We start from the raw sequence: 24,851 nt of genomic DNA, 5'->3' as shown, positions 1-24,851 counted from the left end.
GCCTGAGATTGTTATCCCTTCGGCGAGCACCGTCAACGCGGCGCCTCTCTCCAGAGTTTCGTCTGCCCCCGACTGGTCCTTGGGCCTGAGAGTTTCCGGGGCGGTTGCTCCTTCGGCACCGGCATCGCCGGATTCTCCCAATCGGGTTGGCAGCCATTATCGGGCGGGCGCCGGCGTTGGCAAGTGGAAATGTCGCGATCCGGCAGTTTTTTGTCGCGGCGTTCCGGCATTCGCGATGCCTGCGCGGCAGCGTTGCAAGTTCGGGCCAAACATCCCATCATCCGAAGATCGCATACGATGTGAAACGTGCATCGCCAGACAGGAGAACGCTATGCAGAAACGCAACTCCCTCAGAGTTCTAGGGCTCACGGTGGTGCTGCTTGCGTCGGGAACCTCGATAGTGCTGGCGCAGAGCAGTGATATGAAAAATATGTCTGGCATGTCGATGTCCAGCCCGGAACCTGTCGGCACAGCGGCGGTCAAGGCAGGCGATCTCGACATCACCGGCGGCTATGTCAGGGCGATGTTGCCGGGGCAGCCGGTCGGCGGCGGATACGTGACGATCCACAATGGTGGCAGCAGCGAAGAGCGGTTGGTCTCCGTCTCGTCTCCGACGGCAGCGAAAGTCGAGCTTCACGAAATGACGATGAAGGACAACATCATGCGGATGCGCGAACTGAAGGATGGCATCGTGATCGCCCCGGGCGCGACGGTTGTGCTGTCGCCGAACACGCTTCACATGATGTTCAAGCAAGTGAGGGCGCCCTTCAGACAAGGCGGTATCGTGCCGGTTATGCTGACGTTTGAAAAAGCCGGAGCGGTTTCGATGTCGTTGCCGGTGGAGGCAGCGAGGGGCAACTAGGCGGAACGGCAAGTCAGTCGTTCTCGGCGTAGGAATCCAGCGCGTGCTGGAGCGTGGAGCGCGGCTGGCGGCTGCCTTCGTTCATCAGGTCAAGGCCGATGGTCGTTGCCTGAATGATTGGCGAAATGCTTTCGACATCGCTGTCGTCAACACCATCCCTTAGTCGGCGCAGCGCTTCCTTGCGCGCCGTACGCTCGGCGATGGCAGGCGGAACCAGCGTCGGCTGTTTGGTCATGTCAGCGGCCCAGGATGCCATGTAGGCGGAAACGTTGACGACTTCGACCATTACGAGATGTCCAGACGGAGAACCATATGGAACCTTATCGCGACGATCTTCTTGCGCGCTGAAGAAAACCGGTGGTATTTTACGGATAGCCAAACGAATGAGGCTTTGCTGATTTCTACCTTGGCGGGATCTCCAATCCTTCGGTAACAGCACCTCATGTTTCAAGTTCTTCTGGTCGCTTTCGGCGGCGCAATCGGCTCTGTGCTCAGATATTATGTCGGCATCTGGGGTTTCAGGATCGGCGGGCCTGCCTTCCCCTGGGGGACGCTGACCGTCAACGTCGTCGGTTCCTTCGTCATCGGCGTGTTTGCCGAGGTCATAGCCCGGAAATATGGCGGATCGGACAATCTGCGCCTTTTGCTGATGACCGGGTTCGTCGGCGGGTTCACCACATTCTCCGCCTTTTCGCTCGATACCATCGCCTTGGCTGAGCGTGGCAATGTCGGCCTTGCCTTGCTATATGTTTTCGTCAGCGTCGGCGTGTCGCTCTGCACGGTCTTTGCAGGCCTCATGGTGGCGCGGGCGCTGACCTGATCTGGCAAAACCGGGCCGGAAAGCGTAACAAACGACCAATGGCGACGATTCCGGTTTCCACTTTGCCGAAAAATGCTCTAAAGCGACGGCAAAAGGCCGGCTTAGGCCGAGACCTCATCGTTTGAAAGAAGAAGCATGGCCGGGATTGAGCATAGACTAGTCGAGCCGGAAGAGTCGGGCATGCGCCTTGACCGCTGGTTCAAGGTGCATTTTCCAGGCCTCGGATTCGGGCAGCTGCAGAAACTGCTTCGCTCCGGCCAGGTGCGGGTCGATGGCGGACGCGTGAAGACCGACGCGCGTGTCCAGTACGGCCAGACCGTGCGTATTCCGCCGATGGATATCGACGAGAAGATCATCAAGGGCGGCCCGATCAGCGGCGGCGACCTGAAAAACGACGACGATGGCGATCTGCTGGCCCGCATGTTGCTGCATGAGGACGAGAAAGTCTTCGTGCTCAACAAGCCGGCCGGCCTCGCCGTGCAGGGCGGCTCCGGCCTGCACCGTCACCTTGACAAGATGCTCGAAGCCTGGACCAGCAAGAAGGGCGAAAAGCCGCGTCTGGTGCATCGTCTCGACCGCGACACGACCGGCGTCATCGTTGTCGCCCGCACCCGCGGTGCAGCACAGAAGCTGACAGCGGCGTTTCGCGAGCGCGACACGAAAAAGACCTACTGGGCGCTGGTCAAGGGCGTCCCGCGCAAGCACGAGGACAAGATCTCAAGCTGGCTGGTGAAGGAAGCGACACCGGACGGCGATCGGATGCGCATCGCCAAGCACGGCGAAGACGGCGCCGATCATGCGATCAGCTATTACCGTGTGCTGGAAACAGCGGCGCAGACGATGGCATGGCTCGAGATGGAGCCCTATACGGGCCGTACCCACCAGCTCCGCGTTCATGCGCTGGGCATGGGCCATCCGATCATCGGCGATCCGAAATATTTCGAGGAAGACCACAATTGGCCTTTCCCCGGCGGTATCCAGAAGCGGCTGCATTTGCATGCCCGGCACATCGACATACCGCACCCGAACGGCGGACGACTGCGCGTGACGGCACCATTGCCGCCACACATGGTGCAGAGCTGGAACCTGCTCGGCTTCGATCTCTCGCCCTATGAAAACAACGAAGAATGAAGCTCGTTCTCTTTGACTGCGACGGTACGCTCGTCGACAGCGCGCGCCTGATCCATGAGGTGATGGCCCGCACCTTTGTCGACTTCAAGCACAAGCGGCCGGACATCGCCTCGACCAAGTCGATCATCGGCCTGACGCTCGATATCGCCATTGCCCGCATGCTGGGTCGTCAGCATGTCGACGACGAGGCGGTAGCCATGATGGCTCATTACAAGACCATCTACACCGATGTGCGCGATGAGCCGGGCATGGATACACCCTTGTTCGACGGTATACGGCCGCTGGTCGATACGCTGGTTGCGCGCGGCGACGCGTTGACGATCGGCGCAGTCACCGGCAAATCCCGTCGCGGGCTCACCGAGATCCTACACATGCACGGCCTTGCGCCGCATTTCGTCGTTTCGCGCACAGCCGACGACTGCCCGTCGAAGCCGCATCCCGCCATGGTGACGGAATGCTGCGAGGAAACCGGCATCTCTGCCCACGATACGGTTGTCATCGGCGACGCGATATACGACATGCAGATGGCCAAGGCCGCCGGTGCAACGGCGATTGGCGTTGCCTGGGGCTATGCCGCAATAGAAGACCTGCTTGCAAGCGGTGCAGACGCCATCGCCCACCATCCGAACGACCTGCTGAGCCATATTGTCTGAGGCTATCCGATGCGCGAAGATCTGACAGATTTCACCCAGCAGCTAAGCGATCCCGACCCGGTTCGCCGTGCGCAGATTGCCATGAAGAAGCCGCTGCCGAAGCGCTTCTACAAGGAGGTCGGTGTTCGCCAGGGCGAGGGTGGCTTTGCAGTGGAACTCGACGGTCGTCCCGTGAAGACACCGGCCCGCAACGCACTGAGCGTTGCAAACGCGGTGCTAGCAGATCGGATCGCCGGGGAATGGCGGGCCCAGGCTGATTTCATCGACCCGATGACGATGCCGGTCACGCGGCTGGTCAACACGGCGCTGGACGGGATCGCCAAAGATCCCAAGGCCGTTTCAGACGATATCGTCCGCTATAGCGGCATCGACCTCATTTGCTACCGGGCGCATACGCCGGTCGAACTCGTCCGGCGCCAGGCAGAGCGCTGGGACCCCGTACTGGACTGGGCGGATGCGACATTCGGGGCCCGGTTTCTGCTGGCCGAAGGTGTGATGCATCGGGAGCAGCCGAAAGAGGCCATCGACAAATTCGAATCAGCGCTCTCGAAATACGGAAACCCGCTGCAACTGGCAGGCCTTCATACCCTGACGACGCTGACGGGATCGGCGATCCTCACACTGGCGTTTGCTGAGGGATATCTTCCGGCAGAAGAAAGCTGGTCGCTGGCACATCTCGACGAGGACTGGACGAGCGAACAGTGGGGCAGCGATGCAGAAGCGGAGCACCGACGGTCGCTGCGGTTTGCAGAATTTCTCACCGCTGCCGAGGTTTTTCGTCACGCTTTGGCGGAATAGTGTTGATTTGCAATCCGTTATAGCGAAGGTTGAGGCCTAACGGGCGTAGCGTGATGATCGGCAGCAAAATTTCTTTCTCCACCAAGGTTCGGCTGTTGCCGGCGCTGGCAGCATGCGTGCTGCTGTCCGCGTGCTATCACATGCCGCCTTTGAATCCGCCGCCCGGGCCTGTCTACGATGTCCGCAGTGTCACTGTCGTCTCCGCGAATGGCGCGTCTCCGAGGCTGCTGTCCGAGGTCAGCACACGGGTGAACGCCGCGATTGCTGCCACCAAGCATGCTGTGACGGAGGGTGCCGTGGCACTCACCATCCACATCACACAATCCGAGCGGGCTCAGGGCTACGAGAAGAACCGCAACTCCGCAAAGGTCGATATCGACGCCAGTGCGATCGATACAGGCTCGGTGGTTGCCGTGAACTCCTTCGAGTCGACAACTTTTTCGGCCGATAGCGATGCAATAGACGACCTCATGGCCGAGGATATTGCCGCACGCATTCGTGCGGCCTACGGGCTTACGGCGCCGCGACCTGATAACTGACGGGTCCGGAAGCGACCGAGGCGTGAGACGACAGACCCTGAAATGCGGTTGGACCTGAGGCTGGCATGAAAGACATTCTGGAGGAACTGGCAGAACGCCGCGAGGCGGCCAGGCTCGGCGGGGGACAGGTTCGCATCGATGCACAGCATGCGCGGGGGAAGCTGACGGCACGCGAGCGGATCGACGTGCTTCTCGACGAGGGATCGTTCGAAGAGTTCGGCATGTTCGTTCAGCATCGCTCCAGCGACTTCGGCATGCAGGACAACCGTATTGCCGGCGACGGCGTCGTCACCGGCTGGGGGACGGTCAGCGGCCGGACTGTGTTCGTGTTTGCCAAGGATTTTACCGTCTTCGGCGGCTCGCTTTCCGAAGCGCATGCCGAAAAGATCATCAAGCTGCAGGATATGGCGCTGAAGAACCGGGCGCCGATCATCGGTCTCTACGATGCCGGCGGTGCCCGTATCCAGGAGGGCGTTGCAGCGCTTGGTGGCTACGCCGAGGTCTTCCAGCGTAACGTCCTTGCCTCCGGCGTCATTCCGCAGATCTCGGTCATCATGGGCCCCTGTGCCGGTGGCGACGTCTATTCGCCGGCGATGACCGACTTCATTTTCATGGTGCGCGACACGTCCTACATGTTCGTCACCGGGCCTGACGTGGTTAAGACTGTGACCAACGAGACCGTGACGGCAGAGCAACTCGGCGGGGCATCGATCCACACGACGAAATCGTCGATTGCCGACGGCGCCTATGACAATGACATCGACACACTGCTGCAGGTGCGCCGGCTGATCGATCTGCTGCCGCTCTCCAACACCGCGCCGGTGCCATCTATTTCCAGTCACCAGTCAGTGACTGACATGGATATGTCTCTGGATACGCTGATCCCAGCCAGCGCCAACAAGCCGTATGACATCAAGGAGCTTATCCTCAAGGTGGCGGACGAGGGGGACTTCTTCGAGATCCAGGCAAGCTTTGCGAAGAACATCGTCTGTGGGTTCGGCCGGATCGAGGGATCGACGGTCGGTTTCGTCGCCAACCAGCCGATGGTTCTGGCCGGCGTGCTCGACAGCGACGCCTCTCGCAAGGCCGCCCGCTTCGTGCGCTTTTGCGATTGCTTCAACATTCCCGTCGTCACCTTCGTCGATGTGCCTGGATTTCTCCCCGGCACGGCGCAGGAATATGGCGGGCTGATCAAACATGGTGCCAAGCTGCTGTTTGCCTATGCGGAGGCGACGGTGCCGAAGCTGACTGTCATCACCCGCAAGGCGTTCGGCGGTGCCTATGACGTGATGGCATCCAAGCATCTGCGCGGCGATATCAACTATGCCTGGCCAACTGCGCAGATCGCGGTGATGGGGGCCAAAGGCGCGGTCGAGATCATTTTCCGCAAGGATATCGCCGACCCGGACAAGATCGCGGCGCATACCAAGATGTACGAGGATCGTTTCCTGTCACCCTTCGTCGCCGCCGAGCGAGGCTATGTCGACGAGGTCATCATGCCGCACTCAACTCGCAGGCGTCTGGCAAGGGCGCTGAAGATGCTGCGGAACAAGGACCTGTCGAACCCTTGGAAGAAGCACGACAACATTCCCCTGTGACGACAAGTCGCGGATTTTACACGAAAAATTGATGTGGTGTCAGAAGCTGTGTCTTCGTGGAATCGAACCGTCAGGTTAACGGTTGCGCGGGAGCTTTCAACCGGAGATTTTCATGGCATTTTTTGATCGATTAAACCAATACCAACCCTACGCTCTTACGATCCTGCGCATCATGACTGCGCTGCAGTTCATCGAGCACGGCACGCAGAAGCTTTTTGCCTTTCCGAACGGCGAGCACGCCGGGCCACTGACGGCGCTGTCTCTGACCCAAGGTATTCTCGAAGCATTCGGCGGCCTGCTGTTCCTCTTCGGCCTCTTCACCCGCCCGGTTGCCTTCATTCTCTGCGGCAACATGGCCGTCGCCTATTTCATGGCGCACGCACCGAAGGATTTCTTCCCGGTCAATAACGGTGGCGATGCGGCCATTCTGTTCTGCTTCGTCTTCCTGTTTTTCGTGTTCGCAGGCCCGGGCCTGCTGGCCGTCGACAATCGCAAGAAGTAAACGGCTCGAAGGGGGAAGCGCTTGGCTTCCCCCTTTCGATATCCACGTTCCGACCTAGGCCAGCCGTTCGGCATGCCACTTCAGGTGATCGTCCATGAAGGTCGAGATGAAATAGTAGGAATGGTCGTAGCGCTCGTGCATGCGCAGCGTGAGTGCGATGCCGGTATTTTCGGTCGCTGTCTCGAAAAGCCATGGGCGCAGGCCGGTGTCCAGATAGCCGTCAGCCTTACCCTGGTCGATCAGGATTTCCGGAAAGCGGGCGCCGTCCTCGACGAGCGCGCAGGCGTCGTAGGCCCGCCACGTCGCCTGATCTTCACCGAGATACTTTTTGAAAGCACCGGTCGACCAGTCGGCGGTCATCGGCGCGACGATGGGCGCGAAAGCACTGCAGCTGCGAAAACGGTCGGGGTTCTTCAGGGCGATCGTCAGGGCGCCGTGGCCACCCATGGAATGTCCGAAGATGCCCTGGCGTGTCATGTCGACTCGGAAATGCTGCGCGATGAAGGCCGGCAACTCCTCGGTGATGTAGGTATACATCTGGAAGTTTGCAGCCCATGGCATTTCGGTGGCATCCAGATAAAAACCCGCACCTTTGCCCATCTGCCAGTTGGTGAGTTCGTCGGGCACATCGTTGCCACGCGGGCTTGTATCAGGGCAGACGACGATCAGGCCGAGCTCCGCCGCCATCCGCCGATATTCACCCTTTTCCATCACGTTGGCATGGGTGCAGGTGAGGCCGGAGAGGAACCAAAGGACCGGGCAGGGCCGTTCGATGGCCTGCGGGGGCACAAAGACGGCAAACGTCATCTCGCACTGGCAGGCCTCGGATTCGTGCGAGTATACGCCCTGCATTCCGCCGAAAGCGGTAACCTGGGAATGGACCTTCATGTGGGATCTCCAGTCGGGGGGACTTGGGCTTTCGCCCGCCGGCAGAGCCGGTCGAATGTTTCGAGGAAGCTGGACCGGTCGCGCGGCGAGAAGGCTGGGTTGTAGCCCTTGCTCTCGCCGGTCTCGCGCAGATGGGCGCCAAGATCGCGCATTGCCGTTGCCATGCCGATGTTGCCCGTGTCGAAGACCCGTCCCGTCGGACCCGTTACGAGGGCACCGGTCGCAACACAGCGTCCGGCCAGCGGCACGTCGGCAGTGACCACCACGTCGCCAACGCCACAATGCTCCGCAATCCAGTCGTCAGCGGCATCGAAGCCGTTGGAAACGATGACATTTTTGATCATCGGATCTCGTGACGGGCGCAGGCCTGAGTTGGCAACGAAAGTCACTTCGAGATTGTGCCGTTCGGCAACCTTCAGGACTTCAGGCTTCACCGGGCATGCGTCGGCATCGACGTAAATCATAAGACGGTCCATTTTCAAGACGGGAGGGCAGCCGGAAGGCCGCCCTCGACCAGATCAGTACAAGACGACGCTGCGGATGCTTTCGCCCTTGTGCATCAACTCGAACCCCTTGTTGATGTCGTCGAGCGGCATCGTGTGGGTGATCATCGGATCGATCAGGATCTTACCGTCCATGTACCAGTCGACGATCTTCGGCACATCCGTGCGGCCGCGCGCGCCACCGAAGGCCGTGCCCATCCAGGAGCGGCCGGTGACCAGCTGGAACGGGCGGGTTGAGATTTCCTGGCCAGCGCCGGCAACGCCGATGACGACGGACTTGCCCCAACCCCGATGAGACGATTCCAGCGCCTGGCGCATGACCTTGGTGTTGCCTGTGCAATCGAACGTATAGTCGGCGCCGCCGATGGTGTCGCCGTTGCGCTTGGTCATATTGACGAGATAGGGAACGATGTCGTCGCCGACATCCTTCGGATTGACGAAATGCGTCATCCCGAATTTCTCGCCCCAGGCCTTGCGGTCGTTGTTGAGATCGACGCCGATGATCATGTCGGCGCCTGCCAGCCGGAGACCCTGCAGCACGTTGAGCCCGATGCCGCCGAGACCGAAGACGATTGCCGTCGAGCCGATCTCGACCTTTGCCGTGTTGATGACGGCGCCGATGCCAGTCGTCACTCCGCAGCCGATGTAGCAGATCTTGTCGAACGGCGCGTCGGGATTGACCTTGGCGAGCGAGATCTCGGGGAGGACCGTGTAATTGGCGAAGGTCGAGCAGCCCATGTAGTGATGGATCTTGTCCTTGCCGATGGAAAAACGCGACGTACCGTCGGGCATGACGCCCTGGCCTTGGGTGGCGCGGATCGAGGTGCACAAGTTGGTCTTTCGCGACAGGCAGGAATAGCATTCGCGGCATTCCGGCGTGTACAGCGGGATGACGTGATCGCCCTTCTTGACGGAGGTCACGCCGGGGCCCACGTCAACGACGATGCCGGCGCCTTCATGGCCGAGAATCGCCGGGAAAAGGCCTTCGGGATCGGCGCCGGAGAGCGTGAAATCATCGGTGTGGCAGATGCCGGTCGCCTTGACCTCGATCAGCACTTCGCCGGCGCGAGGGCCTTCGAGCTGGACGGTCATGATTTCGAGCGGTTTTCCTGCCTGAACGGCAACGGCGGCGCGTACGTCCATCGTCTGTCTCCTGCTGATTTGCACTGGATTGTCGAGTGCGGCGACATTGCACGGCGCGCGGCCACGGCTCAAGCGAAAAATCAGATACTTAGCCGGGTTCGCAGTCGAAGCCACTACGCCAGCCGGAGTTTCGACCGAAGAGGTCGCGATCAGAACAGGATGTCTGCGGCAAAACGGATGGCATAGGCATGCATCGCCACGGCGGCATAAAGCCCGAACGAGACGAGCAGTCGCTCGCCACCGGACATTTTCTCCAGTTCGTGCTTTGGTTTGACCGAGCCGAAGCCGATCAGGCTTAGCAGCGTGAACACCGCAAGGGCGGCAAGCAGCGTAGATGCTGTCAGGCCGATGGACCAGCCAACGGCAAGTATCGCCAGCGTTATTGCGAAACTGGCAAAGACGAGGCTGAATTTCCCGGTGAAGATCTGGCGCAGAACCTGACCCCCGTCGAAGCGATACATCGGCAAAAGATTGAGGAGATTGAAGGCGCCGAGAATGAGCAGGAAGACAAGCAGAGGTCCGTGCCAATCGGCCGGCAGCCAGCCGGCCTCGTTGGCGCGTATGCCTGCAATCAGGATCGGCACCAGGAAGGCGGACATGCCTGATCCCATGAGCGCGCAGGTCGCGACTTCGAACAGGCTGTTGTATGGCCGTCCGCCAATCGCGATGCCGCCAAGGAGGGGCACGAAGATCATCCGCACCTTGCGATGGCCGAATGTCCGGTAGGCGGCCATATGACCGAGTTCGTGCAGGACGATGACTACCGTCAGGAAGGTGGATATCATCAGCCCGGCGGCATCCAGGCCGAAAAATGGCCAGAGGATCAGGGTCGACAGGACTGCCAGGAAGGTCTGGACGAGCGGATGTTCAAAAATGCCGTTGGGCGTCGACTGGCCTGTTTTCAGCCAGCCCTCGAGGGCGCGCAACTCGCGGCGGAGCGTGAAATAGCGAAAGATCAGAAAAGCAAAACCGCGATAGGTATCGGTCTGCTCGACGATCAACGTCGTGCCGGATGCGTCGGTCACGACCTGACGCCGTTCGTGGAAATGGCGCCAGAAGCGATTGTCGAGCGTGCTGTCGTCAACGACCGTTGCCGTGTAGCCAAGCATGCCGGGCATCGGCTCGGTCATCTTGACGTCGAAAAGCCGGCGGATCGATTGTCCCTCTCGGTCGAGATGGCGATAGGTCTGCTCGACAATGCCCGGTCTATCCGGCATGGCGCGGCTGGAGATGACGGCATGGTGCCAGTCGGCGCTGGCTCCAGACGGATTGACCGCCCGCCATAGAGCATCGGCGGACTGGCGGAAGGAGCGACGCATGCGGATCGTGCGCGTCCCGACGGGAGCAGCCATCAGCAGCCACAGTACGCCGAGATTGATCGCCAGCAACAGGATGGCGGAATAGAGCGACGACACGGTTTTTCCTCAGGGCGCAATTGCTCCTGAAGGCGTTTATCGCGCCAGATTCTTTAAGAAAGCGCGAGGATCATAGCGACCAATTTAACCATCCGGCCGGCTCACGCGAATGTCATGATGACAGCGTCTACCGCCAGGCTCTCCCCCGGCTTGACTGCGATCGCGCCGACGGTCAGGTCACGCTCCGCCCGCAACACGTTTTCCATCTTCATCGCCTCGACGACCGCCAGCGTTTCGCCAGCCTTGACCAGTTGTCCTTCCGTCACCGCGATGGAGACCAGCAGGCCCGGCATCGGGCATAGAAGCAGGTTCGAGGTATCTGGCGGCGTCTTGATGGGCATCAGGCGGTCGAGTTCATGCTGCCGGGGTGTCAGGAACCGGGTGACGACCGACAGGCCCTGCCAATCCAGGCGCAGGCCGTTGGACTGCTCCCGGGTCTGGACAGTCACGCTTTGCCCGTGCACCGTTCCTGACCACACCGCATCGCCGGGTCTCCAGCCGGTGACAACCGCGATCTCATTGCCCGCTATCTCGATGAGATACGTAAACGGCGTTGCGTTATCGCGCTTCGCCATCCGCACGCGGAAGTAATCCGTCCCGAGCTTGATGACACGGTCTATCATCTCGTCCCCAGGCGGCGGACGCAGGCGGTCGGCATAGTGCAGGCGGCGGTCAGCATCGATCGTGCCGCAGGCCATGGCAATCGCCACCAGCGTTACGGTCTGCTCTGCGTCCGGCGCCATCGGCGCGAAGCCATCGGGAAACTCTTCGGCGATGAAACCGGTGGAGAGCCGTCCCTCCCGCCAGCGCGGATGCTTCATCAACGCGGACAGGAAGGGAATGTTGTGGGCGATCCCGTCGACGACGAAGCCATCCAGCGCCTCACCCATGGCCTCGATGGCTTGCAGGCGATCGGGCGCCCATGTGCAGAGCTTGGCGATCATCGGGTCGTAGAACATAGATACCTCGGCACCTTCGAAGACGCCGGTATCGTTGCGGAGAGCCGTATCTGTCGTCCGGCGCTCGGCCGGTGGGCGGTAACGGGTCAATCGGCCGATTGATGGCAGGAAATTGCGGTAGGGGTCTTCGGCATAGACGCGGCTTTCGATGGCCCAGCCCTTCAGCGCCACGTCTTCCTGCGCCAGGGATAGTCGCTCACCCGCTGCGATCCGGATCATCTGTTCGACGAGATCGATGCCCGTGACAAGCTCGGTAACGGGGTGCTCGACCTGAAGGCGCGTGTTCATCTCGAGAAAGTAGAAATTGCGCTCGCTGTCGACGATGAATTCGACGGTGCCGGCGCTCTGGTAGTCGACGGCTCTTGCTAGCGCCACCGACTGCTCGCCCATGGCCTTCCGTGTGGCGGCATCGAGAAAGGGCGAGGGTGCTTCCTCGACGACCTTCTGGTTCCGACGCTGGATCGAGCATTCGCGTTCGCCGAGATAGAGCACGGTGCCGAAAGCATCGCCGAGCACCTGGATCTCGATATGGCGGGGATCGACGATGTATTTCTCAATGAACAGCCGGTCGTCGCCGAACGAGCTTCTGGCTTCCGAACTGGCACGGTCGAACCCGTCGCGGACATCGGCACTGCTCCAGGCGATACGCATGCCCTTGCCACCGCCCCCGGCGGAGGCCTTGATCATCACAGGGTAACCGATCTCTGCGGCAATAGTCTCCGCATGGTCGGCGTCGGCGATCACTCCCAGGTAGCCCGGAACCGTGGAGACACCGGCGGCGCGGGCGAACTTCTTCGATTCAATCTTGTCGCCCATGGCTTTGATGGCTTTGGGCTTCGGCCCGATGAAAACGATCCCCTCGGCTTCCAGCGCCTCGCAGAAGGATGCCCGTTCCGAGAGGAAGCCGTAGCCGGGATGGACAGCCTCGGCGCCGGTCTGGCGGCAGGCAGCGATGATCCTGTCTGCATCGAGGTAGCTCTCTGCCGCAGGCGGTGGACCGATGTGCACGGACTCGTCGGCCATTTCGACATGCAGCGCGTCTCGGTCGGCATCCGAATAGATGGCAACCGTGGCGATGCCCATCCGCCGCGCCGTCTTGATGATCCGGCAGGCGATCTCGCCGCGATTGGCGATCAGGATTTTCGTGAACATCGATGCTCCGCAGCGGCTTGAGTGTCGACTGTTCTAATCGCAAATTCGCAGGCGGTTCAATGCTGTAAAACATCCGGCGGGTAAAATGCCCAGCCGGAGTTTGCCAGGCTCAGGCGGCGGCCTCGGTGTTGCCCTCTGCCAGCATATCGTCCGACACGCGGAGCCAGCGGATGCGCGGGGTATTTTCACTGCGCTTCGCCCGGACTGCCTGTCGCAACCTGGCCCAGTCGGGATGGTTTCCATGGGGATCCGCTGCCAGCTCAACACGGTCGAGAGCCTCGATCTCGACAGCCGAAAGGACGATGCCAGACGGGTCTATCGAGTGTCTGAGCACGTGTCGGACAAACTCGACGTCGTGGCGGGTAATACCCCTGCTGTCGATGCTGCGAACCTCGCAATAGGCGCCGGTGCCGGCAGCCAGGGCGTATCTCAGCTGGTCGATGGCGAAGGCGCCGAGCGCAGGCGGCACGTTTGCCGAGATATCGATGACCTGCATCAGCACTTCGAATTCGCTCGGTGCGTGAACAACGCCATCGCTGGACAGCGCCTGTATCAGCCAAGCCGCGTTCGCATCATCCAGCGAACCTTGGGGATAGCTGTGATTGACGATGAAATCGGCCAGCCCTCCTATAAAGAAGCCATGCCATTCGTCGCATTTCTCGGGGATGGAATTGTGGATCGACATCAGGAGAGCCGCGTCTTCAGACGCCCGGATGCCATCCGGAAAGCTAATCCTGCGCAATGTCAGTACATCTTCGGCCGAAAGCCGACTCTTTCCGGCAAGAAGCCAAGCCGGAAAAGAGAGACGGAACTCGCTCATCTTTTATCTCCCGTTTCTTCATGAAACTGGGAAATTCTTTACCGCCCTCCGGTTGAGAAAGCCTCAAGGATCGCGGTTAATGTCCTAGTCAGCGAATACCGCTGTTTTTAACAATCGCGAGTTAACCCGTTCGCGCCAGATGATGAACAATCCGGAGCCGACGATGATGGCAATACCGATCCATTTGGAGAGGTTCGGAAAGTCGCCGAAAAGGGCATAGCCGAGCACCGTTGCCGAAATGATTTCGAAATACTGGAACGGCGCCAGCAGCGAGAGTCGCGCCAGACGAAATGCTCTGACAACCAGAATATGAGCGTAGCCGGAAATCGAGCCGAGGATGAGAAGCAGGAGGAGGCCGAGGGTGGAGCCGGGCAACGACAGGGAGAAATCCACAGCTCCAGCGGCATTGCCGACGAACAGGGCACCGGCCATGAAGACGGTGCCGCCGATACCGGCCATGGTCTGCATTGCCAAGGGCGAATCGGCTTCACCTATGGCGCGGTTCATGAACAGGTAGATGGCGTAGAGAAACGCGCAGGCGACGGGCAACAGCGCTTTCAGGCCGAAGATCTCGAAGCTTGGCTGGATGACGATCATCGCGCCGCCGAAACCGACGACGATCGCCAGCCACCGCCGCCAGCCGACCCTGTCGCCGAGGAAGAGTGCCGACAGGCAGACCAGGATGAAGGGCTCGACGAAATAGATGGCGAAGACATCGGCAAGCGGCATGTATTTGACAGCCACGAAGAACAGCAGGCTTGCCGCTCCATGCAGGACGCCGCGCAAGAGGTTCATCCATGGGCGCCTGGTGGAAAAGGCAGACCCGCCGGCCAGAAGCAGCGGCAGGGTACAGACGAGCTGGAAGAAGAAGCGGTAAAAAGTCACTTGTCCCGGCGACATCCCCTCGAACGTCGCCATATATTTGGCAATCGCATCCATGACCGGAAGCACAACCATCGCGCCTGCCATGATCAGCATTCCACGCAACGGATTTTGAAAGGAAGAATCAGCTGGGGACATTGGGTGCTCTGCGGTTTTCGTCGTGACATCAATCACAGGCGAAATGCGCAGGCAAGAGAAACTATGAGAAGCAGGGATAACAATAACATCTTCCGGCTGCCCCGGCGGCTCGCCGAAGCGAAAGTCGATTTCGACTTTAAAGAGAGCTCTTCGTTCCGCTGCTTAAAGCCTGCGAGAAGAGATGGTGCGGTCGAGAAGACTCGAACTTCCACGGGTTGCCCCACAGCGACCTCAACGCTGCGCGTCTACCAATTCCGCCACGACCGCATCGTGGTAGGTGCCGAATTGCTCCGGCGCGCTGCATTTAGCAAAAGGCTTAGAGGGGCACAAGAGCGTTATCACCGATTTTTTCACATGCTGTGACAAGCGTTTGAATTTACCCTCTAAACCATCCATATAACGCCATGATTACGGCTGCAGCTATTGCCAGCGGTCTCACATAAATTGTTGCAGGGAAGTCAGACGGCGATGTTGCGCAAGGATCTTGAGATCTCGATGATTCCGGCCCCTGGTTCGCCTCCGGTGCGCTGGCGTGTCGCTGACGGCCTGGTGGACTACACCGATGCCGTGGCGACCATGGAACGGGAAGTGGCTGACATTGCCGAGGGGCGCAGCGACGAGCTCGTGTGGCTGGTCGAACATCCGCCACTCTATACCGGCGGCACGAGCGCCCATACGGCCGACCTGATCCAGCCGGACCGGTTTCCCGTTTTTGCGACCGGGCGAGGCGGCGAATACACCTATCACGGTCCAGGCCAGCGCGTCGTCTACGTCATGCTGGACCTGAAGCGCCGGCGCCAGGACGTCCGTGCATTCGTGGCAGCGCTGGAAGAGGTCATCATCGGCACGCTGGAGACGATGAACGTGCGTGGCGAGCGGCGCGAGGACAGGGTCGGTGTCTGGGTGCGGCGTCCGGAACGGCCGCCTTTGGCCGATGGATCGATGGCGGAGGATAAGGTCGCAGCGCTTGGTATCCGTCTGCGCAAATGGGTGACGTTCCATGGCCTGTCGCTGAACGTCGAGCCGGATCTGGAGCATTTCACGGGTATAGTGCCCTGCGGCATCGCGAGCTACGGCGTCACCAGCCTTGTCGATCTCGGACTGCCCGTCACCATGGCAGACGTTGACGTTAACCTGCGACAGTCATTCGAGGCAGTGTTTGGTCCGACCGTTGAAGACAAGCCCTGATATGCTTCGAATATCTTGATATTATTGCGTTGCTGGGCGTTGCATCAAGCTTAACCAAACATTAATATCGGGCTTGCCAGTCCGCGATAGTAGACTATGCTTGAACCAAGTATTGGGGGGAGCCATGCATGCTGAACAACAATTTGCTGATGCCCGTGGGCCTTGCGTTCATCGTTCTCTGCGGAGTGGTGTTTCAGCTGGTGCATGCCATAATCCCGACCGCCTCTCTTCTAGTCCCTTGAAATGAGGCCTGGCTTTTTCGTCATCCTGCGTTCACCTTCGCTGAAATAGTCTCTTTTTTCAGCGGCTCCCTGCGCAACGCAAGATGGGGAATCGCGGGATCGATACTGACCCAACCATCAAAGTGAGGACTTGGAATGACCAGCCGTACACTCTTACTCACATCTTTCGCCTCTTTCGCCCTGCTTGGCTCGCTGACGATGATCACACCCGCGTCGGCCCTGACGATGAAAGAGTGCAGCGTCAAGTACAAGGCGGCGCAGGCCGCAGGGACGTTGAACGGCATGAAGTGGAACGATTACCGCACCGCCCAGTGCGGCGCCGATGCCGCTGCAGCGCCTGCCGCCGCAGCGCCGGCAGCAACCACTGCCGCTGCGCCAACCAAGGCCAACACAATGGCCGCCAAGCCGACAGCAACAAAGGCAGCAGACGAGCCGGACGCCACGGCGCCCCCGGCCAAAGAGCCGGCCAAGCCGACTATGGCAGCGCCTGCCGGCCTGAGCCTGCCCACTGCCGTTTCGCCGAAATATGCGTCCGAAACTGCCGGCAAGGCCCGTTTCCACACCTGCGTCGATGCGTACCACGATGCCAAGGCCAAGAACGCTCTGGCCGGCGTCAAGTGGATCCAGAAGGGCGGCGGTTACTACAGCCTCTGCAATTCGAAGCTCAAAGGCTGATTTCATACTTTAACGCAAACGAAAACGGGCGCCGTCGGGGCGCCCGTTCTTGCGTCCATCCTATTGTTATCAGTCGTCGTCGGGGATGTTTGCGTCGACGCCTATGATCTGTATGAGGTTGCGAACGGCGGTCACACCGGAGATAGAGCGGGCGATGCGTCCAAGCTGGCGCGCCGTTGCGGCATCGTCGACCTCACCCTCAAGGATGATGACTGTGCCTTCCGAGCGCACGTCGATCATTTCGGGGCTGGCACCCTCGACGTCGCTGAGCGCATCCATCACCCGCTCCTCGATATCGTCCGATTCGACAAGGTCTCGGGTCGTCGATGTCAGGGAATTGGACTGGCGCTCCTGCTGGCCGTCGGCGTCGGTGCGCGCGACGGTGAAGCTCTTGTTGCTGCCTTCATCGAAATTAGCATCCGTCTCGCCATAAGGGCGATTCTCTGATGGCTCGGAGGAGGCGCCGGCATCGTCGTCATAGGGCCAGCCTTCCTTCAGGTCGCGCTCTTCGTAGTCGCGGTAGTCTTCCTCGCGTGTCGTGTCTTTCTTAATACCACCCATGATCGAGCTCCCTTGCGTCGTTTCAGACCCACAACGGCTTGAAGCGCGCTTGGTTCAATCGCGTCGGGCGCTTTCACCTTTTTCCCATTTTTTTACAAGCCGATCCCTTTTCAGCTTCGTCAGACGCTGCAGCCAGAAGATGCCGTTGAGCTGATCGATCTCATGCTGGATACAGGCGGCAAGAAAGCCGTCGGCGGCGTCCTCGTGGTGCGCACCGTCGATGTCGCGATAGGTGTAGCGGATGCCGGAGGGTCGAACGACTTCCTCTGTCGCACCCGGCATGCAGACGCTGCCTTCCAGATGGCGCGCCGTTTCCGTGGATGACCAGACGATCTCGGGATTGATGAGGGTCAGGATGGTGTCTCCGGGCCGCAGTTCGATCACCACGACGCGCTTCAGGATGCCGACATGGGCGGCCGTCATTCCGACCCCGGGTGCTGCCCGCATCGCCTGCAGCAGATCCGATGACAGCCGGCCGAGTTCGTCATCGAAGGCAACCACCGGCGCACAGGCGAGCTTCAGGCGGGCATCGGGATAGCGAAGAATGGCAAGAGGGGTCATGCATCACTTTTTCAAAACTGTAGCGTAGAGGTTAGACTGTTGAACGAAGGGCTGTGTCAAGCTTCCCATCCCAACGCAATTCACGCCTATCCGCTTGTTGACATTGGATTTTATCCAGCCATTCTCAATCGGTGTGCTGAATGCGGCAAAATGCGAGGCGCGGATGACGACGACCGACACAGACGAACGCGTTCGCGCCGGGAGCCACACCGGGCACTTCGACATCTATGACGAAGACGGCAATGTACGTGCCGATTTCCTGACGCAGGTAAGCCATGCCATCGACGCAGGCGATACGGGCTTCCTGCACCGCAATGTCGTGCGTCTGCACGAATCCGAGCTTGGCGATCTTCTCGAGGCGCTGAACTCCGACCTGCGGCTGGCGCTTGTCGGGTTGCTCGGTGACGATTTCGACATGACGGCGCTGACGCAGGTCGACGAGGCGATCCGCCGCGAGATCGTCGATCACCTGCCTAACGAGCGGATTGCTGCCGGTATCGGCGGGCTCGATTCGGACGACGCTGTCTATATCCTGGAGGACCTCGACAAGCAGGACCGCGACGAAATCCTGTCGCAGATGCCGTTCACCGAACGTGTTCGTCTGCGGCGGGCGCTGGATTATCCGGAAAGCTCGGCGGGTCGCCGAATGCAGACGGAGTTCGTGGCCGTGCCGCCTTTCTGGACTGTCGGCCAGACGCTCGACTATCTGCGCGAGGAAGAGGGGTTGCCGGAAGACTTCTCGCAAATCTTCGTCATCGATCCGACCTTCAAGCTGCTCGGAGGGCTTGCGCTCGATCGCATCCTGCGCAGCAAGCGCCAGACGAAGATCGAAGACATCATGCGCGAGACCACGCATCCGATTTCGGCAGAGATGGACCAGGAGGAGGCTGCCCGTCTTTTCGAGCAGTACGACCTGCTGTCTGCCGCTGTGGTCGATGATAACGGTCGGTTAGTCGGCGTGCTGACCATCGACGACGTCGTCGATGTCATCAACGAGGAAGCGGACGAGGATATCAAGCGGCTCGGCGGCGTCGGCGATGAAGAACTGTCGGATAGCGTCGCGTCGACGGTGCGGTCGCGCTTTCTCTGGCTTGCCGTCAACCTGCTGACGGCGATCCTGTCGTCCAGCATCATCAGTGTCTTCGACGCTTCCATCGAGAAGATGATCGCGCTCGCCGTGCTGATGCCGATCATCGCTTCCATGGGTGGCAACGCCGGTACGCAGACGATGACGGTGACCGTACGCGCATTGGCGACCGGCGATCTCGATATCTACAATGCGGCACGGATCATCCGCAGGGAGGCGACCGTCGGGTTGCTCAACGGCATCGTGTTCGCCATCCTCATGGGAGCGATCGCCACCTTCTGGTTTCACGATCTCCAGCTTGGCGTGGTCGTCGGTGCCGCGATGGTCATCAACCTTGTTGCGGCGGCGCTTGGCGGTATCCTGCTGCCGTTGCTGCTGAACCGGATGGGCGCCGATCCCGCCATCGCTTCGTCGGCCTTCGTTACCACGGTTACCGACTGCACCGGCTATTTCGCATTTCTCGGCATCGCAACATGGTGGTTTGTCATTCACTGAGCGGCGCCATTGATCGATTGCCGGGCCGGGCGACATTGGCTAGAATTGACTTTTACGTAAGAGCCATTGCTTCAGCCCCGGAGGCGAGATTCATTGCCGGTCGACAAATTTTACAGCATCACCGAATTGACACGCGAGTTCGGCGTTTCCACCCGAACGCTACGTTTCTACGAGGACGAAGGGCTGATCCATCCGGAGCGGCGCGGCCGCACAAGGCTTTTTCGCCAGGCTGACCGTCGGCTTATTGCCGAAATCCTGCGAGGCCGAAGGATTGGCTTCACGATTGCCGAGATTCGCGAGATCATCATGGTCTACCGCGAACCGCCCGGCGAGATCGGCCAGCTCAAGCTTCTGATGAAGAGGATTGCTGAAAAGCGGGACGATTTGCGGCAGAAGCGCAAGGACATCGAGGATACGCTGACCGAACTCGACCATGTCGAGGAGGCCTGCATAGGCCGACTGGCTGAAATCGGTGTCGGAACCTGAGATACGGTGGTCTTCCGGCTAAAGCCAGCGCCGCGTGTGGCGGCAGTAGAATTCGAACTCGCAGCCGAACCGGGACAGCAGGTGCAGTTCCTCATGTCTGATCGCACCGTAGTCGGTGGCGACTGTCGCGGCGAGGGCTGCGACCAGTAGCCATGGGTTGCCGGTCAGCAACGCCGACCCGACCGTGACCAGCGTATAACCAAGGTATATCGGGTTGCGCGTATAGCGAAACGGTCCTGTCGTCATCAGGTGAACCGAGCGACGATGGGGCATGACCGTGGCTCTTCGGTCAAGCAACGTTTTCATCGCCCAAAGGTCCAGCCAGACGGCTATGAGTGTAAGAGCGGCCCCGAGCGTCCAGAAATAGGAAGATCGAAGTCCGGGTATGGGTATCTGGATGACCGCGTCAGCAACGATCGCCGTGATAATGGCAAGCCCATAGATGAACGGAGGCCAGGGAAAGCTGAGCGGCTTGGCACGATAGGCATTCATAGAATACTCCCGTCACTGCGCTTGTTCCGTACACTGTACTGCGATTCTCTGTATTTGATCATTCTGATCTGCCTGGATTGCGCCAGACTGGAGTGGCTCGAACAGACTTTGTGATTTCATCCGGGTGAGTGTGCATTGGCAAAAGCTGCGGCACAGTGCTTCGCCTGCTGACTGGGTGCAGGTGGCCTGGCATTGGCGGAGGTAGCCGACAGCTGGATCCGGCTTTGGCGCCGGTGCGACCAGCGACAGAAGATAGACGAGACCGAACAGGATGGGCTGGTGCAGCAGATAAAAGAGCAGGCTGTGGCGCCCGCCTTTCGCCAGTAGGCTGTTGCCGGTACCCAATGATGCCAGCCGCTGCGGCAGACTGGTGCGCAGGGCGAGAGTGGCTGCGCTGAAGCCGGCAAAGAAGGCCAGCGCCCAAGGAAATAGCGGCACGAAGTCGTTTGAGCGCACCGGCATCGTCGCAAAGCCGAGCCAGGCAAGGTAGCGAGGGTTGAACAGGTCCGAGCCAAGCGCACCCGGCATGACGAAGACATTGACGACCCAGCCTACTCCCAGCACTGCTGTGGCCAGCCAGATAAAGGCTGTCGGCAGGCACAGAAAGCCGATGCCGATGAGGCTGAGTGCTGCGATGCTGTGGAGGATGCCGAAATAGATCCACTCGTCCGGCATGGCGAACCGCGTCACGACCGAGATGGCAATCGCCGCCACCGCGATCATCGCCAGCCTTTTCCAGAAAGGTTGCCAACGGATGGCCGGCCGGTTTGCGAGGACAAGGCTGACGCCGGCCATGAAGAGGAAGGTGCTTGCGATGACGCGGGCGTATATCTTCAACCAACCTGTTTCGGCCGTGCCTGGATCGAGATATCCGAAGAACTCGAAGTCCCAGGTGCAGTGATAGCTCGCCATGGCCAGCAGGGCGATGCCGCGCAACGTGTCGAGCAGGCCGATACGCGGGGGCTTGCGCGGTTCGTCGATGCTCTCGGCGACAGCAGCCATCAACTCATCCTTTCCGGGAAACAGTGTTCATCGGCCGCAGCAGAAGATGTTCCCGGAAATAGGACAAGCGCGGCGATTTCAAGGCACATCGATATCCATGATGGCAAGCCGAGCGTCGGAGAAGAATTGGCGGCGTATGAGGACGACGATGATGAAAAGGGTGGTGACCATGAACACATAGGGACTGACGAACCAGCCGAGATAACCTATGGAGAGAAAGATCGCCCGCAGGCCGGCGTTGAAATTGCGGGCCGCGATGATGTTCATGTGGATGACGCGCTCGGCGGCGCGGCGCGTCAATGCCGGGTCCTTGTCGACATCGCCCATCATCGGGATGGCGCCGTAGAGGATCGTGCAATAGTTGAACAGGCGGTATGCCCAACCGAACTTGAAGAAGGCATAGCCGAACAGGCCAGCGAGGCCGGCGACCTTCAATTCGAAGGTGGTCCGACTGCCGTTGAAGACATAGGGCAGGTCGGCAAAGAAGGCATTGACCTTGTCGGTGGCGCCGAGCAGCGCAAAACAGCCGCCGATCGCGAAGATGGAGGTCGAGGCGAAAAATCCGGTTCCGTTCTGCAGGCCTGCAAGGATCTGGGTATCGATCATCTTCAGGTCGCGGCGCAGCGAATTGTAGATCCATTCGCGCCGGCGCTCGATCATCGCCTGCGTCAGGCTGATGCGGTTGAAGAACCTCGAACTGCTGGTGATCCAGTTGAGGGCTATCCAGAGAAAGATGAAAAGTGCCAAGGCGGCAAAATCGGCGGTCGACATCAAGCGGGTCCCCAGGGCTGTTCAAGCCCCGACACTAGCCATGACGGCCGCAAGTGCAATGTTGAAGGAGTGCTGCGCGCATCTTATCTTTGAACCATGGCCGCAGTGTCGTAATGTCGCTGTCATCCCATCCGATGTCGGTGGGTCGCCGTGGCCCGTGATGTCGTTGACATAGCTTCGTTGCAGCCGTTCCTCCTATCTGCAGGTTTTCATGTTTCTCTCCGTCTTCGACGTCTTCAAGATCGGTGTCGGTCCATCGAGTTCGCACACGATGGGACCCATGTCGGCAGCCAACCTGTTTCTCGACCTCCTGCTGTCGAGCGAATGGCCGCGCCCGTCCTCGAATGTCCATGTGGCGCAGATAAAGGTCAGCCTGCACGGCTCGCTGGCTTTTACCGGCATCGGCCACGGCACCGGCCGCGCCGTCGTCCTCGGCCTTACCGGCGAACAGCCGGACACGGTCGATCCGGATCGTATGGACGGCATCATTGCCGAGGTGGAGCGCAGTGGCCAGATATCGCCCCCCGGCCACCCGACCTACGGCTTCCAGCCCAAGACCGACCTGGTGTTTGACAAGAAGACGCCGCTGCCCGGCCATGCCAACGGCATGAGCTTCTCGGCATTCGACAAGGACGACCGGCTGCTCGTCAGGCGCATTTATTATTCCGTCGGCGGCGGCTTCGTTGTGACCGATACGGAACTTGCGCAGATGCGGGCCAATAAAGCGAAGCCCGTTTCCGGCGAAAAGATCCCGTTTCCCTTTGCCAGCGCCAAGCAGATGCTCGAGATGGCCCAACGCTCCGGCCTGTCAATTGCCCAGATGAAGCGCGCCAACGAGGAAACCAAGATGACCACGGCCGAGCTCGATGCCGGGCTCGACAAGCTCTGGGCGGCCATGAGCAGCTGTATCGACCGCGGCCTCAAGGGCGAGGGCATTATGCCCGGCGGGCTCAACGTCCGTCGTCGGGCGCGCACCATCCACACCAAGCTCGAAGAGGAATGGCGGAGCAACCGCATCAATCCGCTGCTCGCCAACGACTGGCTCAGCGTCTACGCGATGGCTGTCAACGAGGAGAATGCGTCCGGCGGCCGCGTCGTCACGGCCCCCACCAACGGTGCTGCCGGCGTCATCCCGGCAACGATCCGCTACTACACCCATTTCCACGACGATGCCGACGAGCGCGGTATCCGCGACTATCTGCTGACGGCAGCGGCCATCGGCGGCATCATCAAGCACAATGCGTCGATTTCCGGCGCCGAGGTGGGCTGTCAGGGCGAGGTGGGGTCGGCAGCGGCGATGGCCGCAGCGGGGCTTGCTGCCGTCATGGGAGGCTCGCCGGAGCAGATCGAGAACGCCGCCGAGATTGCCCTGGAGCACCACCTCGGCATGACCTGCGACCCGATTGCGGGCCTCGTGCAGGTGCCCTGCATCGAGCGCAACGCGCTGGGTGCGGTGAAGGCGGTGACCGCCGCTTCGCTGGCGCTGAAGGGCGATGGGCAGCACTTCGTCCCGCTCGACGCCTGTATCGAGACCATGCGCCAGACAGGCTACGACATGAGCGAGAAATACAAGGAAACCTCCACAGGCGGACTGGCCGTCAACGTGGTCGAGTGCTGAGCTTGTGGATGCCGTCCGGAAAGGCTTGACGCTGCCGGCCAAAAGGATTTGAAACGGCCGCATGGCTTTGCATATGATCAAACTCTGCGTCGGCGCCGATTCTATCGATGACTTGCGCGAATGGGTTGCCGAGAGCTCGCTGACCGCGCTTGCCGCCGGTCTCGAACCGCACAGCGTGCACACGACCCGGATGGTGCCGAAACGCATTGCGGAGCTAGTGGACGGTGGTTCGCTATACTGGGTGATCAAGGGCCAGGTCCAGGCCCGCCAGAAGCTCCTGGATGTCGTCAGCTTTACCGACGGGGAGGGTATTTCGCGCTGCAGGCTTATCCTCGGTCCGGAAGTCATCGAGACCACCAGCCAACCGCGCCGGCCTTTCCAGGGCTGGCGCTACCTAACCGAGGAAGACGTTCCGCGCGACCTGCACAGCCTCGGTGCTGACGTTGCCGAGATGCCCGCGGAGCTTCGCCGCGAACTCATCGAACTCGGTCTTCTCTGAATTAGCGAAGCCGCATCAGCACTGGCGCCTGTCTGTTGATGGTCGAGACATGCAGATGGATGCGTGCTTCGGGCTGCGAATAGCGCCAGGCGCGCGCGCCATGGCACAACAGTACACCGATCAGGTCTTTGGTTTTAGACCGGGAGCGGCCGCGCCCGATTTCGGCGATCCGCATTGCCGCCTCGTGGAGAGGGTGCAGCGCGTAGGCTTTCGGCCTGCCCTTGCCCCCCCCGACCGAGATATCCGGACTGTTCTCGTTCACTGCCATTTTAAATTCCCCGTACACATTACAAATTCAGGGTCGAACGAACATTACGCGTCTATTCGAAGAACCGATGCTGGAACGCGGCATCGGCCAGTACATCGCAAGA

The 24,851-nt window shown here is 60.3% G+C and carries 28 protein-coding genes, 1 tRNA gene, 1 pseudogene and 1 riboswitch; of the genes and pseudogenes, 14 read left to right on the top strand and 16 right to left on the bottom strand.

What is annotated here, in order from left to right; genetic code table 11:
- Positions 1-63 precede the first annotated feature (63 nt).
- Positions 64-150, bottom strand: a riboswitch (glycine riboswitch).
- Between the two features lie 181 nt (positions 151-331).
- Positions 332-862, top strand: a complete 531-nt coding sequence (locus PR018_RS07135; protein WP_202617102.1) for a copper chaperone PCu(A)C — start codon at positions 332-334, stop codon at positions 860-862.
- A 13-nt stretch (positions 863-875) separates the two neighbouring features.
- Here PR018_RS07135 and PR018_RS07130 read toward each other — a convergent pair whose 3' ends face one another.
- Entirely contained in the window at positions 876-1,148 is a 273-nt protein-coding gene (locus PR018_RS07130; RefSeq protein WP_111221918.1) for a hypothetical protein, read from the bottom strand.
- Between the two features lie 156 nt (positions 1,149-1,304).
- Between PR018_RS07130 and crcB the strand changes: the two genes are divergently transcribed.
- The 7 genes from crcB to PR018_RS07095 all read left to right on the top strand — a co-directional run bounded on the left by crcB (position 1,305) and on the right by PR018_RS07095 (position 6,903).
- Positions 1,305-1,682, top strand: coding sequence for a fluoride efflux transporter CrcB (gene crcB, locus PR018_RS07125; RefSeq protein ID WP_142822775.1), 378 nt, complete (start codon positions 1,305-1,307; stop codon positions 1,680-1,682).
- 135 nt (positions 1,683-1,817) lie between these two features.
- Positions 1,818-2,813 (top strand): RluA family pseudouridine synthase, encoded by a 996-nt coding sequence (locus PR018_RS07120; RefSeq protein WP_111221920.1) that lies wholly within the window; start codon positions 1,818-1,820, stop codon positions 2,811-2,813.
- Positions 2,810-3,466 (top strand): HAD-IA family hydrolase, encoded by a 657-nt coding sequence (locus PR018_RS07115; protein ID WP_142822773.1) that lies wholly within the window; start codon positions 2,810-2,812, stop codon positions 3,464-3,466. The genes PR018_RS07120 and PR018_RS07115 overlap by 4 nt, the downstream gene beginning before the upstream one ends.
- 9 nt (positions 3,467-3,475) lie before the next feature.
- On the top strand, positions 3,476-4,264 hold the full coding sequence (locus PR018_RS07110; RefSeq protein ID WP_142822772.1) for an ATP12 family chaperone protein: 789 nt from the start codon (positions 3,476-3,478) through the stop codon (positions 4,262-4,264).
- A 53-nt stretch (positions 4,265-4,317) separates the two neighbouring features.
- Positions 4,318-4,803 carry a hypothetical protein gene (locus PR018_RS07105; protein ID WP_142822770.1) on the top strand — a complete coding sequence of 162 codons (486 nt, stop codon included), beginning with the start codon at positions 4,318-4,320 and terminating at the stop codon, positions 4,801-4,803.
- A gap of 65 nt (positions 4,804-4,868) precedes the next feature.
- Positions 4,869-6,401 (top strand): acyl-CoA carboxylase subunit beta, encoded by a 1,533-nt coding sequence (locus tag PR018_RS07100; RefSeq protein WP_142822769.1) that lies wholly within the window; start codon positions 4,869-4,871, stop codon positions 6,399-6,401.
- 112 nt (positions 6,402-6,513) lie between these two features.
- On the top strand, positions 6,514-6,903 hold the full coding sequence (locus PR018_RS07095; protein ID WP_142822768.1) for a DoxX family protein: 390 nt from the start codon (positions 6,514-6,516) through the stop codon (positions 6,901-6,903).
- 54 nt (positions 6,904-6,957) lie between these two features.
- Here the strand turns inward: PR018_RS07095 and fghA are convergent, their stop codons facing one another.
- The 9 genes and pseudogenes from fghA to PR018_RS07055 form a co-directional block, all read right to left on the bottom strand.
- Entirely contained in the window at positions 6,958-7,791 is an 834-nt protein-coding gene (fghA, locus tag PR018_RS07090; protein ID WP_142822766.1) for an S-formylglutathione hydrolase, read from the bottom strand.
- Entirely contained in the window at positions 7,788-8,255 is a 468-nt protein-coding gene (locus tag PR018_RS07085) for a YaiI/YqxD family protein (protein WP_142822764.1), read from the bottom strand. The genes fghA and PR018_RS07085 overlap by 4 nt, the downstream gene beginning before the upstream one ends.
- A 54-nt stretch (positions 8,256-8,309) precedes the next feature.
- The gene (locus PR018_RS07080) at positions 8,310-9,437 is read right to left on the bottom strand and encodes an S-(hydroxymethyl)glutathione dehydrogenase/class III alcohol dehydrogenase (protein WP_142822762.1); all 1,128 of its coding nucleotides are present in this window, start codon (positions 9,435-9,437) and stop codon (positions 8,310-8,312) included.
- Between the two features lie 149 nt (positions 9,438-9,586).
- Complete coding sequence (locus PR018_RS07075; protein WP_142822761.1) at positions 9,587-10,852, bottom strand: zinc metalloprotease; 1,266 nt, start codon at positions 10,850-10,852, stop codon at positions 9,587-9,589.
- Between the two features lie 101 nt (positions 10,853-10,953).
- Complete coding sequence (locus PR018_RS28450) at positions 10,954-11,517, bottom strand: biotin/lipoyl-containing protein (protein ID WP_374113744.1); 564 nt, start codon at positions 11,515-11,517, stop codon at positions 10,954-10,956.
- Positions 11,490-12,963: pseudogene (locus PR018_RS07070) on the bottom strand (acetyl-CoA carboxylase biotin carboxylase subunit); the annotation flags it as partial. The gene PR018_RS28450 and the pseudogene PR018_RS07070, both read right to left, overlap by 28 nt.
- 109 nt (positions 12,964-13,072) lie before the next feature.
- Positions 13,073-13,783 (bottom strand): hypothetical protein, encoded by a 711-nt coding sequence (locus PR018_RS07065; RefSeq protein WP_142828825.1) that lies wholly within the window; start codon positions 13,781-13,783, stop codon positions 13,073-13,075.
- Positions 13,784-13,867: 84 nt separating this feature from the next.
- Entirely contained in the window at positions 13,868-14,803 is a 936-nt protein-coding gene (locus PR018_RS07060) for a DMT family transporter (RefSeq protein ID WP_142822757.1), read from the bottom strand.
- A 182-nt stretch (positions 14,804-14,985) separates the two neighbouring features.
- Positions 14,986-15,070, bottom strand: a tRNA-Leu gene (locus PR018_RS07055).
- A gap of 201 nt (positions 15,071-15,271) precedes the next feature.
- On the opposite strand from PR018_RS07055, the gene lipB reads away from it, so the two are divergent.
- Together lipB and PR018_RS07045 are read left to right on the top strand one after the other, a co-directional pair.
- Positions 15,272-15,991, top strand: a complete 720-nt coding sequence (lipB, locus tag PR018_RS07050) for a lipoyl(octanoyl) transferase LipB (RefSeq protein ID WP_142822756.1) — start codon at positions 15,272-15,274, stop codon at positions 15,989-15,991.
- A 377-nt stretch (positions 15,992-16,368) separates the two neighbouring features.
- The gene (locus PR018_RS07045; protein ID WP_142822755.1) at positions 16,369-16,908 is read left to right on the top strand and encodes a hypothetical protein; all 540 of its coding nucleotides are present in this window, start codon (positions 16,369-16,371) and stop codon (positions 16,906-16,908) included.
- A gap of 69 nt (positions 16,909-16,977) precedes the next feature.
- On the opposite strand, the gene PR018_RS07040 is transcribed toward PR018_RS07045, so the two are convergent.
- Entirely contained in the window at positions 16,978-17,469 is a 492-nt protein-coding gene (locus PR018_RS07040) for a BON domain-containing protein (RefSeq protein WP_142822754.1), read from the bottom strand.
- A gap of 54 nt (positions 17,470-17,523) precedes the next feature.
- Positions 17,524-18,030 carry a peptide deformylase gene (locus PR018_RS07035; RefSeq protein WP_142822753.1) on the bottom strand — a complete coding sequence of 169 codons (507 nt, stop codon included), beginning with the start codon at positions 18,028-18,030 and terminating at the stop codon, positions 17,524-17,526.
- Between the two features lie 163 nt (positions 18,031-18,193).
- On the opposite strand from PR018_RS07035, the gene mgtE reads away from it, so the two are divergent.
- Together mgtE and PR018_RS07025 are read left to right on the top strand one after the other, a co-directional pair.
- A complete protein-coding gene (gene mgtE / locus PR018_RS07030; protein ID WP_142822752.1) occupies positions 18,194-19,612 on the top strand; it encodes a magnesium transporter in 1,419 nt (472 codons plus the stop codon).
- Positions 19,613-19,705: 93 nt separating this feature from the next.
- On the top strand, positions 19,706-20,098 hold the full coding sequence (locus PR018_RS07025; RefSeq protein ID WP_142822751.1) for a MerR family transcriptional regulator: 393 nt from the start codon (positions 19,706-19,708) through the stop codon (positions 20,096-20,098).
- Between the two features lie 18 nt (positions 20,099-20,116).
- On the opposite strand, the gene PR018_RS07020 is transcribed toward PR018_RS07025, so the two are convergent.
- The 3 genes from PR018_RS07020 to PR018_RS07010 all read right to left on the bottom strand — a co-directional run bounded on the left by PR018_RS07020 (position 20,117) and on the right by PR018_RS07010 (position 22,363).
- Positions 20,117-20,590, bottom strand: coding sequence for a methyltransferase family protein (locus PR018_RS07020; RefSeq protein ID WP_142822750.1), 474 nt, complete (start codon positions 20,588-20,590; stop codon positions 20,117-20,119).
- 12 nt (positions 20,591-20,602) lie between these two features.
- Positions 20,603-21,592, bottom strand: coding sequence for a heparan-alpha-glucosaminide N-acetyltransferase (locus tag PR018_RS07015; protein ID WP_142822749.1), 990 nt, complete (start codon positions 21,590-21,592; stop codon positions 20,603-20,605).
- A gap of 78 nt (positions 21,593-21,670) precedes the next feature.
- On the bottom strand, positions 21,671-22,363 hold the full coding sequence (locus PR018_RS07010; protein ID WP_111221941.1) for a DUF599 domain-containing protein: 693 nt from the start codon (positions 22,361-22,363) through the stop codon (positions 21,671-21,673).
- Between the two features lie 211 nt (positions 22,364-22,574).
- Here PR018_RS07010 and PR018_RS07005 point away from each other — a divergent pair, with 211 nt between their 5' ends.
- Positions 22,575-23,981, top strand: coding sequence for an L-serine ammonia-lyase (locus tag PR018_RS07005; RefSeq protein WP_142822748.1), 1,407 nt, complete (start codon positions 22,575-22,577; stop codon positions 23,979-23,981).
- A 61-nt stretch (positions 23,982-24,042) separates the two neighbouring features.
- Positions 24,043-24,480 carry a DUF1489 family protein gene (locus PR018_RS07000; RefSeq protein WP_142822747.1) on the top strand — a complete coding sequence of 146 codons (438 nt, stop codon included), beginning with the start codon at positions 24,043-24,045 and terminating at the stop codon, positions 24,478-24,480.
- Position 24,481: 1 nt separating this feature from the next.
- Here PR018_RS07000 and PR018_RS06995 read toward each other — a convergent pair whose 3' ends face one another.
- Complete coding sequence (locus tag PR018_RS06995; protein WP_142822746.1) at positions 24,482-24,748, bottom strand: hypothetical protein; 267 nt, start codon at positions 24,746-24,748, stop codon at positions 24,482-24,484.
- Positions 24,749-24,851: the final 103 nt, after the last annotated feature.

It is taken from the genome of Rhizobium rhododendri (assembly GCF_007000325.2).
Classification (GTDB): domain Bacteria; phylum Pseudomonadota; class Alphaproteobacteria; order Rhizobiales; family Rhizobiaceae; genus Rhizobium; species Rhizobium rhododendri.
The sequence above is the reverse complement of the archived record's forward strand: the minus strand, read 5'-3'. Positions and strand labels throughout refer to the sequence as shown.

Coding starts and splice junctions, on each gene's coding strand:
- PR018_RS07065 (WP_142828825.1), bottom strand. CDS start 13,783: ATGAGCGAGTTCCGTCTCTCTTTTCCGGCTTGGCTTCTTGCCGGAAAG.
- PR018_RS07010 (WP_111221941.1), bottom strand. CDS start 22,363: ATGTCGACCGCCGATTTTGCCGCCTTGGCACTTTTCATCTTTCTCTGG.
- PR018_RS07115 (WP_142822773.1), top strand. CDS start 2,810: ATGAAGCTCGTTCTCTTTGACTGCGACGGTACGCTCGTCGACAGCGCG.
- PR018_RS07035 (WP_142822753.1), bottom strand. CDS start 18,030: ATGACCCCTCTTGCCATTCTTCGCTATCCCGATGCCCGCCTGAAGCTC.
- PR018_RS07135 (WP_202617102.1), top strand. CDS start 332: ATGCAGAAACGCAACTCCCTCAGAGTTCTAGGGCTCACGGTGGTGCTG.
- PR018_RS07105 (WP_142822770.1), top strand. CDS start 4,318: ATGATCGGCAGCAAAATTTCTTTCTCCACCAAGGTTCGGCTGTTGCCG.
- crcB (WP_142822775.1), top strand. CDS start 1,305: ATGTTTCAAGTTCTTCTGGTCGCTTTCGGCGGCGCAATCGGCTCTGTG.
- fghA (WP_142822766.1), bottom strand. CDS start 7,791: ATGAAGGTCCATTCCCAGGTTACCGCTTTCGGCGGAATGCAGGGCGTA.
- PR018_RS06995 (WP_142822746.1), bottom strand. CDS start 24,748: ATGGCAGTGAACGAGAACAGTCCGGATATCTCGGTCGGGGGGGGCAAG.
- PR018_RS07100 (WP_142822769.1), top strand. CDS start 4,869: ATGAAAGACATTCTGGAGGAACTGGCAGAACGCCGCGAGGCGGCCAGG.
- PR018_RS07040 (WP_142822754.1), bottom strand. CDS start 17,469: ATGGGTGGTATTAAGAAAGACACGACACGCGAGGAAGACTACCGCGAC.
- PR018_RS07095 (WP_142822768.1), top strand. CDS start 6,514: ATGGCATTTTTTGATCGATTAAACCAATACCAACCCTACGCTCTTACG.
- PR018_RS07015 (WP_142822749.1), bottom strand. CDS start 21,592: ATGGCTGCTGTCGCCGAGAGCATCGACGAACCGCGCAAGCCCCCGCGT.
- PR018_RS07005 (WP_142822748.1), top strand. CDS start 22,575: ATGTTTCTCTCCGTCTTCGACGTCTTCAAGATCGGTGTCGGTCCATCG.
- mgtE (WP_142822752.1), top strand. CDS start 18,194: ATGACGACGACCGACACAGACGAACGCGTTCGCGCCGGGAGCCACACC.
- PR018_RS07085 (WP_142822764.1), bottom strand. CDS start 8,255: ATGATTTACGTCGATGCCGACGCATGCCCGGTGAAGCCTGAAGTCCTG.
- PR018_RS07000 (WP_142822747.1), top strand. CDS start 24,043: ATGGCTTTGCATATGATCAAACTCTGCGTCGGCGCCGATTCTATCGAT.
- PR018_RS07060 (WP_142822757.1), bottom strand. CDS start 14,803: ATGTCCCCAGCTGATTCTTCCTTTCAAAATCCGTTGCGTGGAATGCTG.
- PR018_RS07130 (WP_111221918.1), bottom strand. CDS start 1,148: ATGGTCGAAGTCGTCAACGTTTCCGCCTACATGGCATCCTGGGCCGCT.
- PR018_RS07020 (WP_142822750.1), bottom strand. CDS start 20,590: ATGAATGCCTATCGTGCCAAGCCGCTCAGCTTTCCCTGGCCTCCGTTC.
- PR018_RS07120 (WP_111221920.1), top strand. CDS start 1,818: ATGGCCGGGATTGAGCATAGACTAGTCGAGCCGGAAGAGTCGGGCATG.
- PR018_RS07080 (WP_142822762.1), bottom strand. CDS start 9,437: ATGGACGTACGCGCCGCCGTTGCCGTTCAGGCAGGAAAACCGCTCGAA.
- PR018_RS07110 (WP_142822772.1), top strand. CDS start 3,476: ATGCGCGAAGATCTGACAGATTTCACCCAGCAGCTAAGCGATCCCGAC.
- PR018_RS07045 (WP_142822755.1), top strand. CDS start 16,369: ATGACCAGCCGTACACTCTTACTCACATCTTTCGCCTCTTTCGCCCTG.
- lipB (WP_142822756.1), top strand. CDS start 15,272: ATGTTGCGCAAGGATCTTGAGATCTCGATGATTCCGGCCCCTGGTTCG.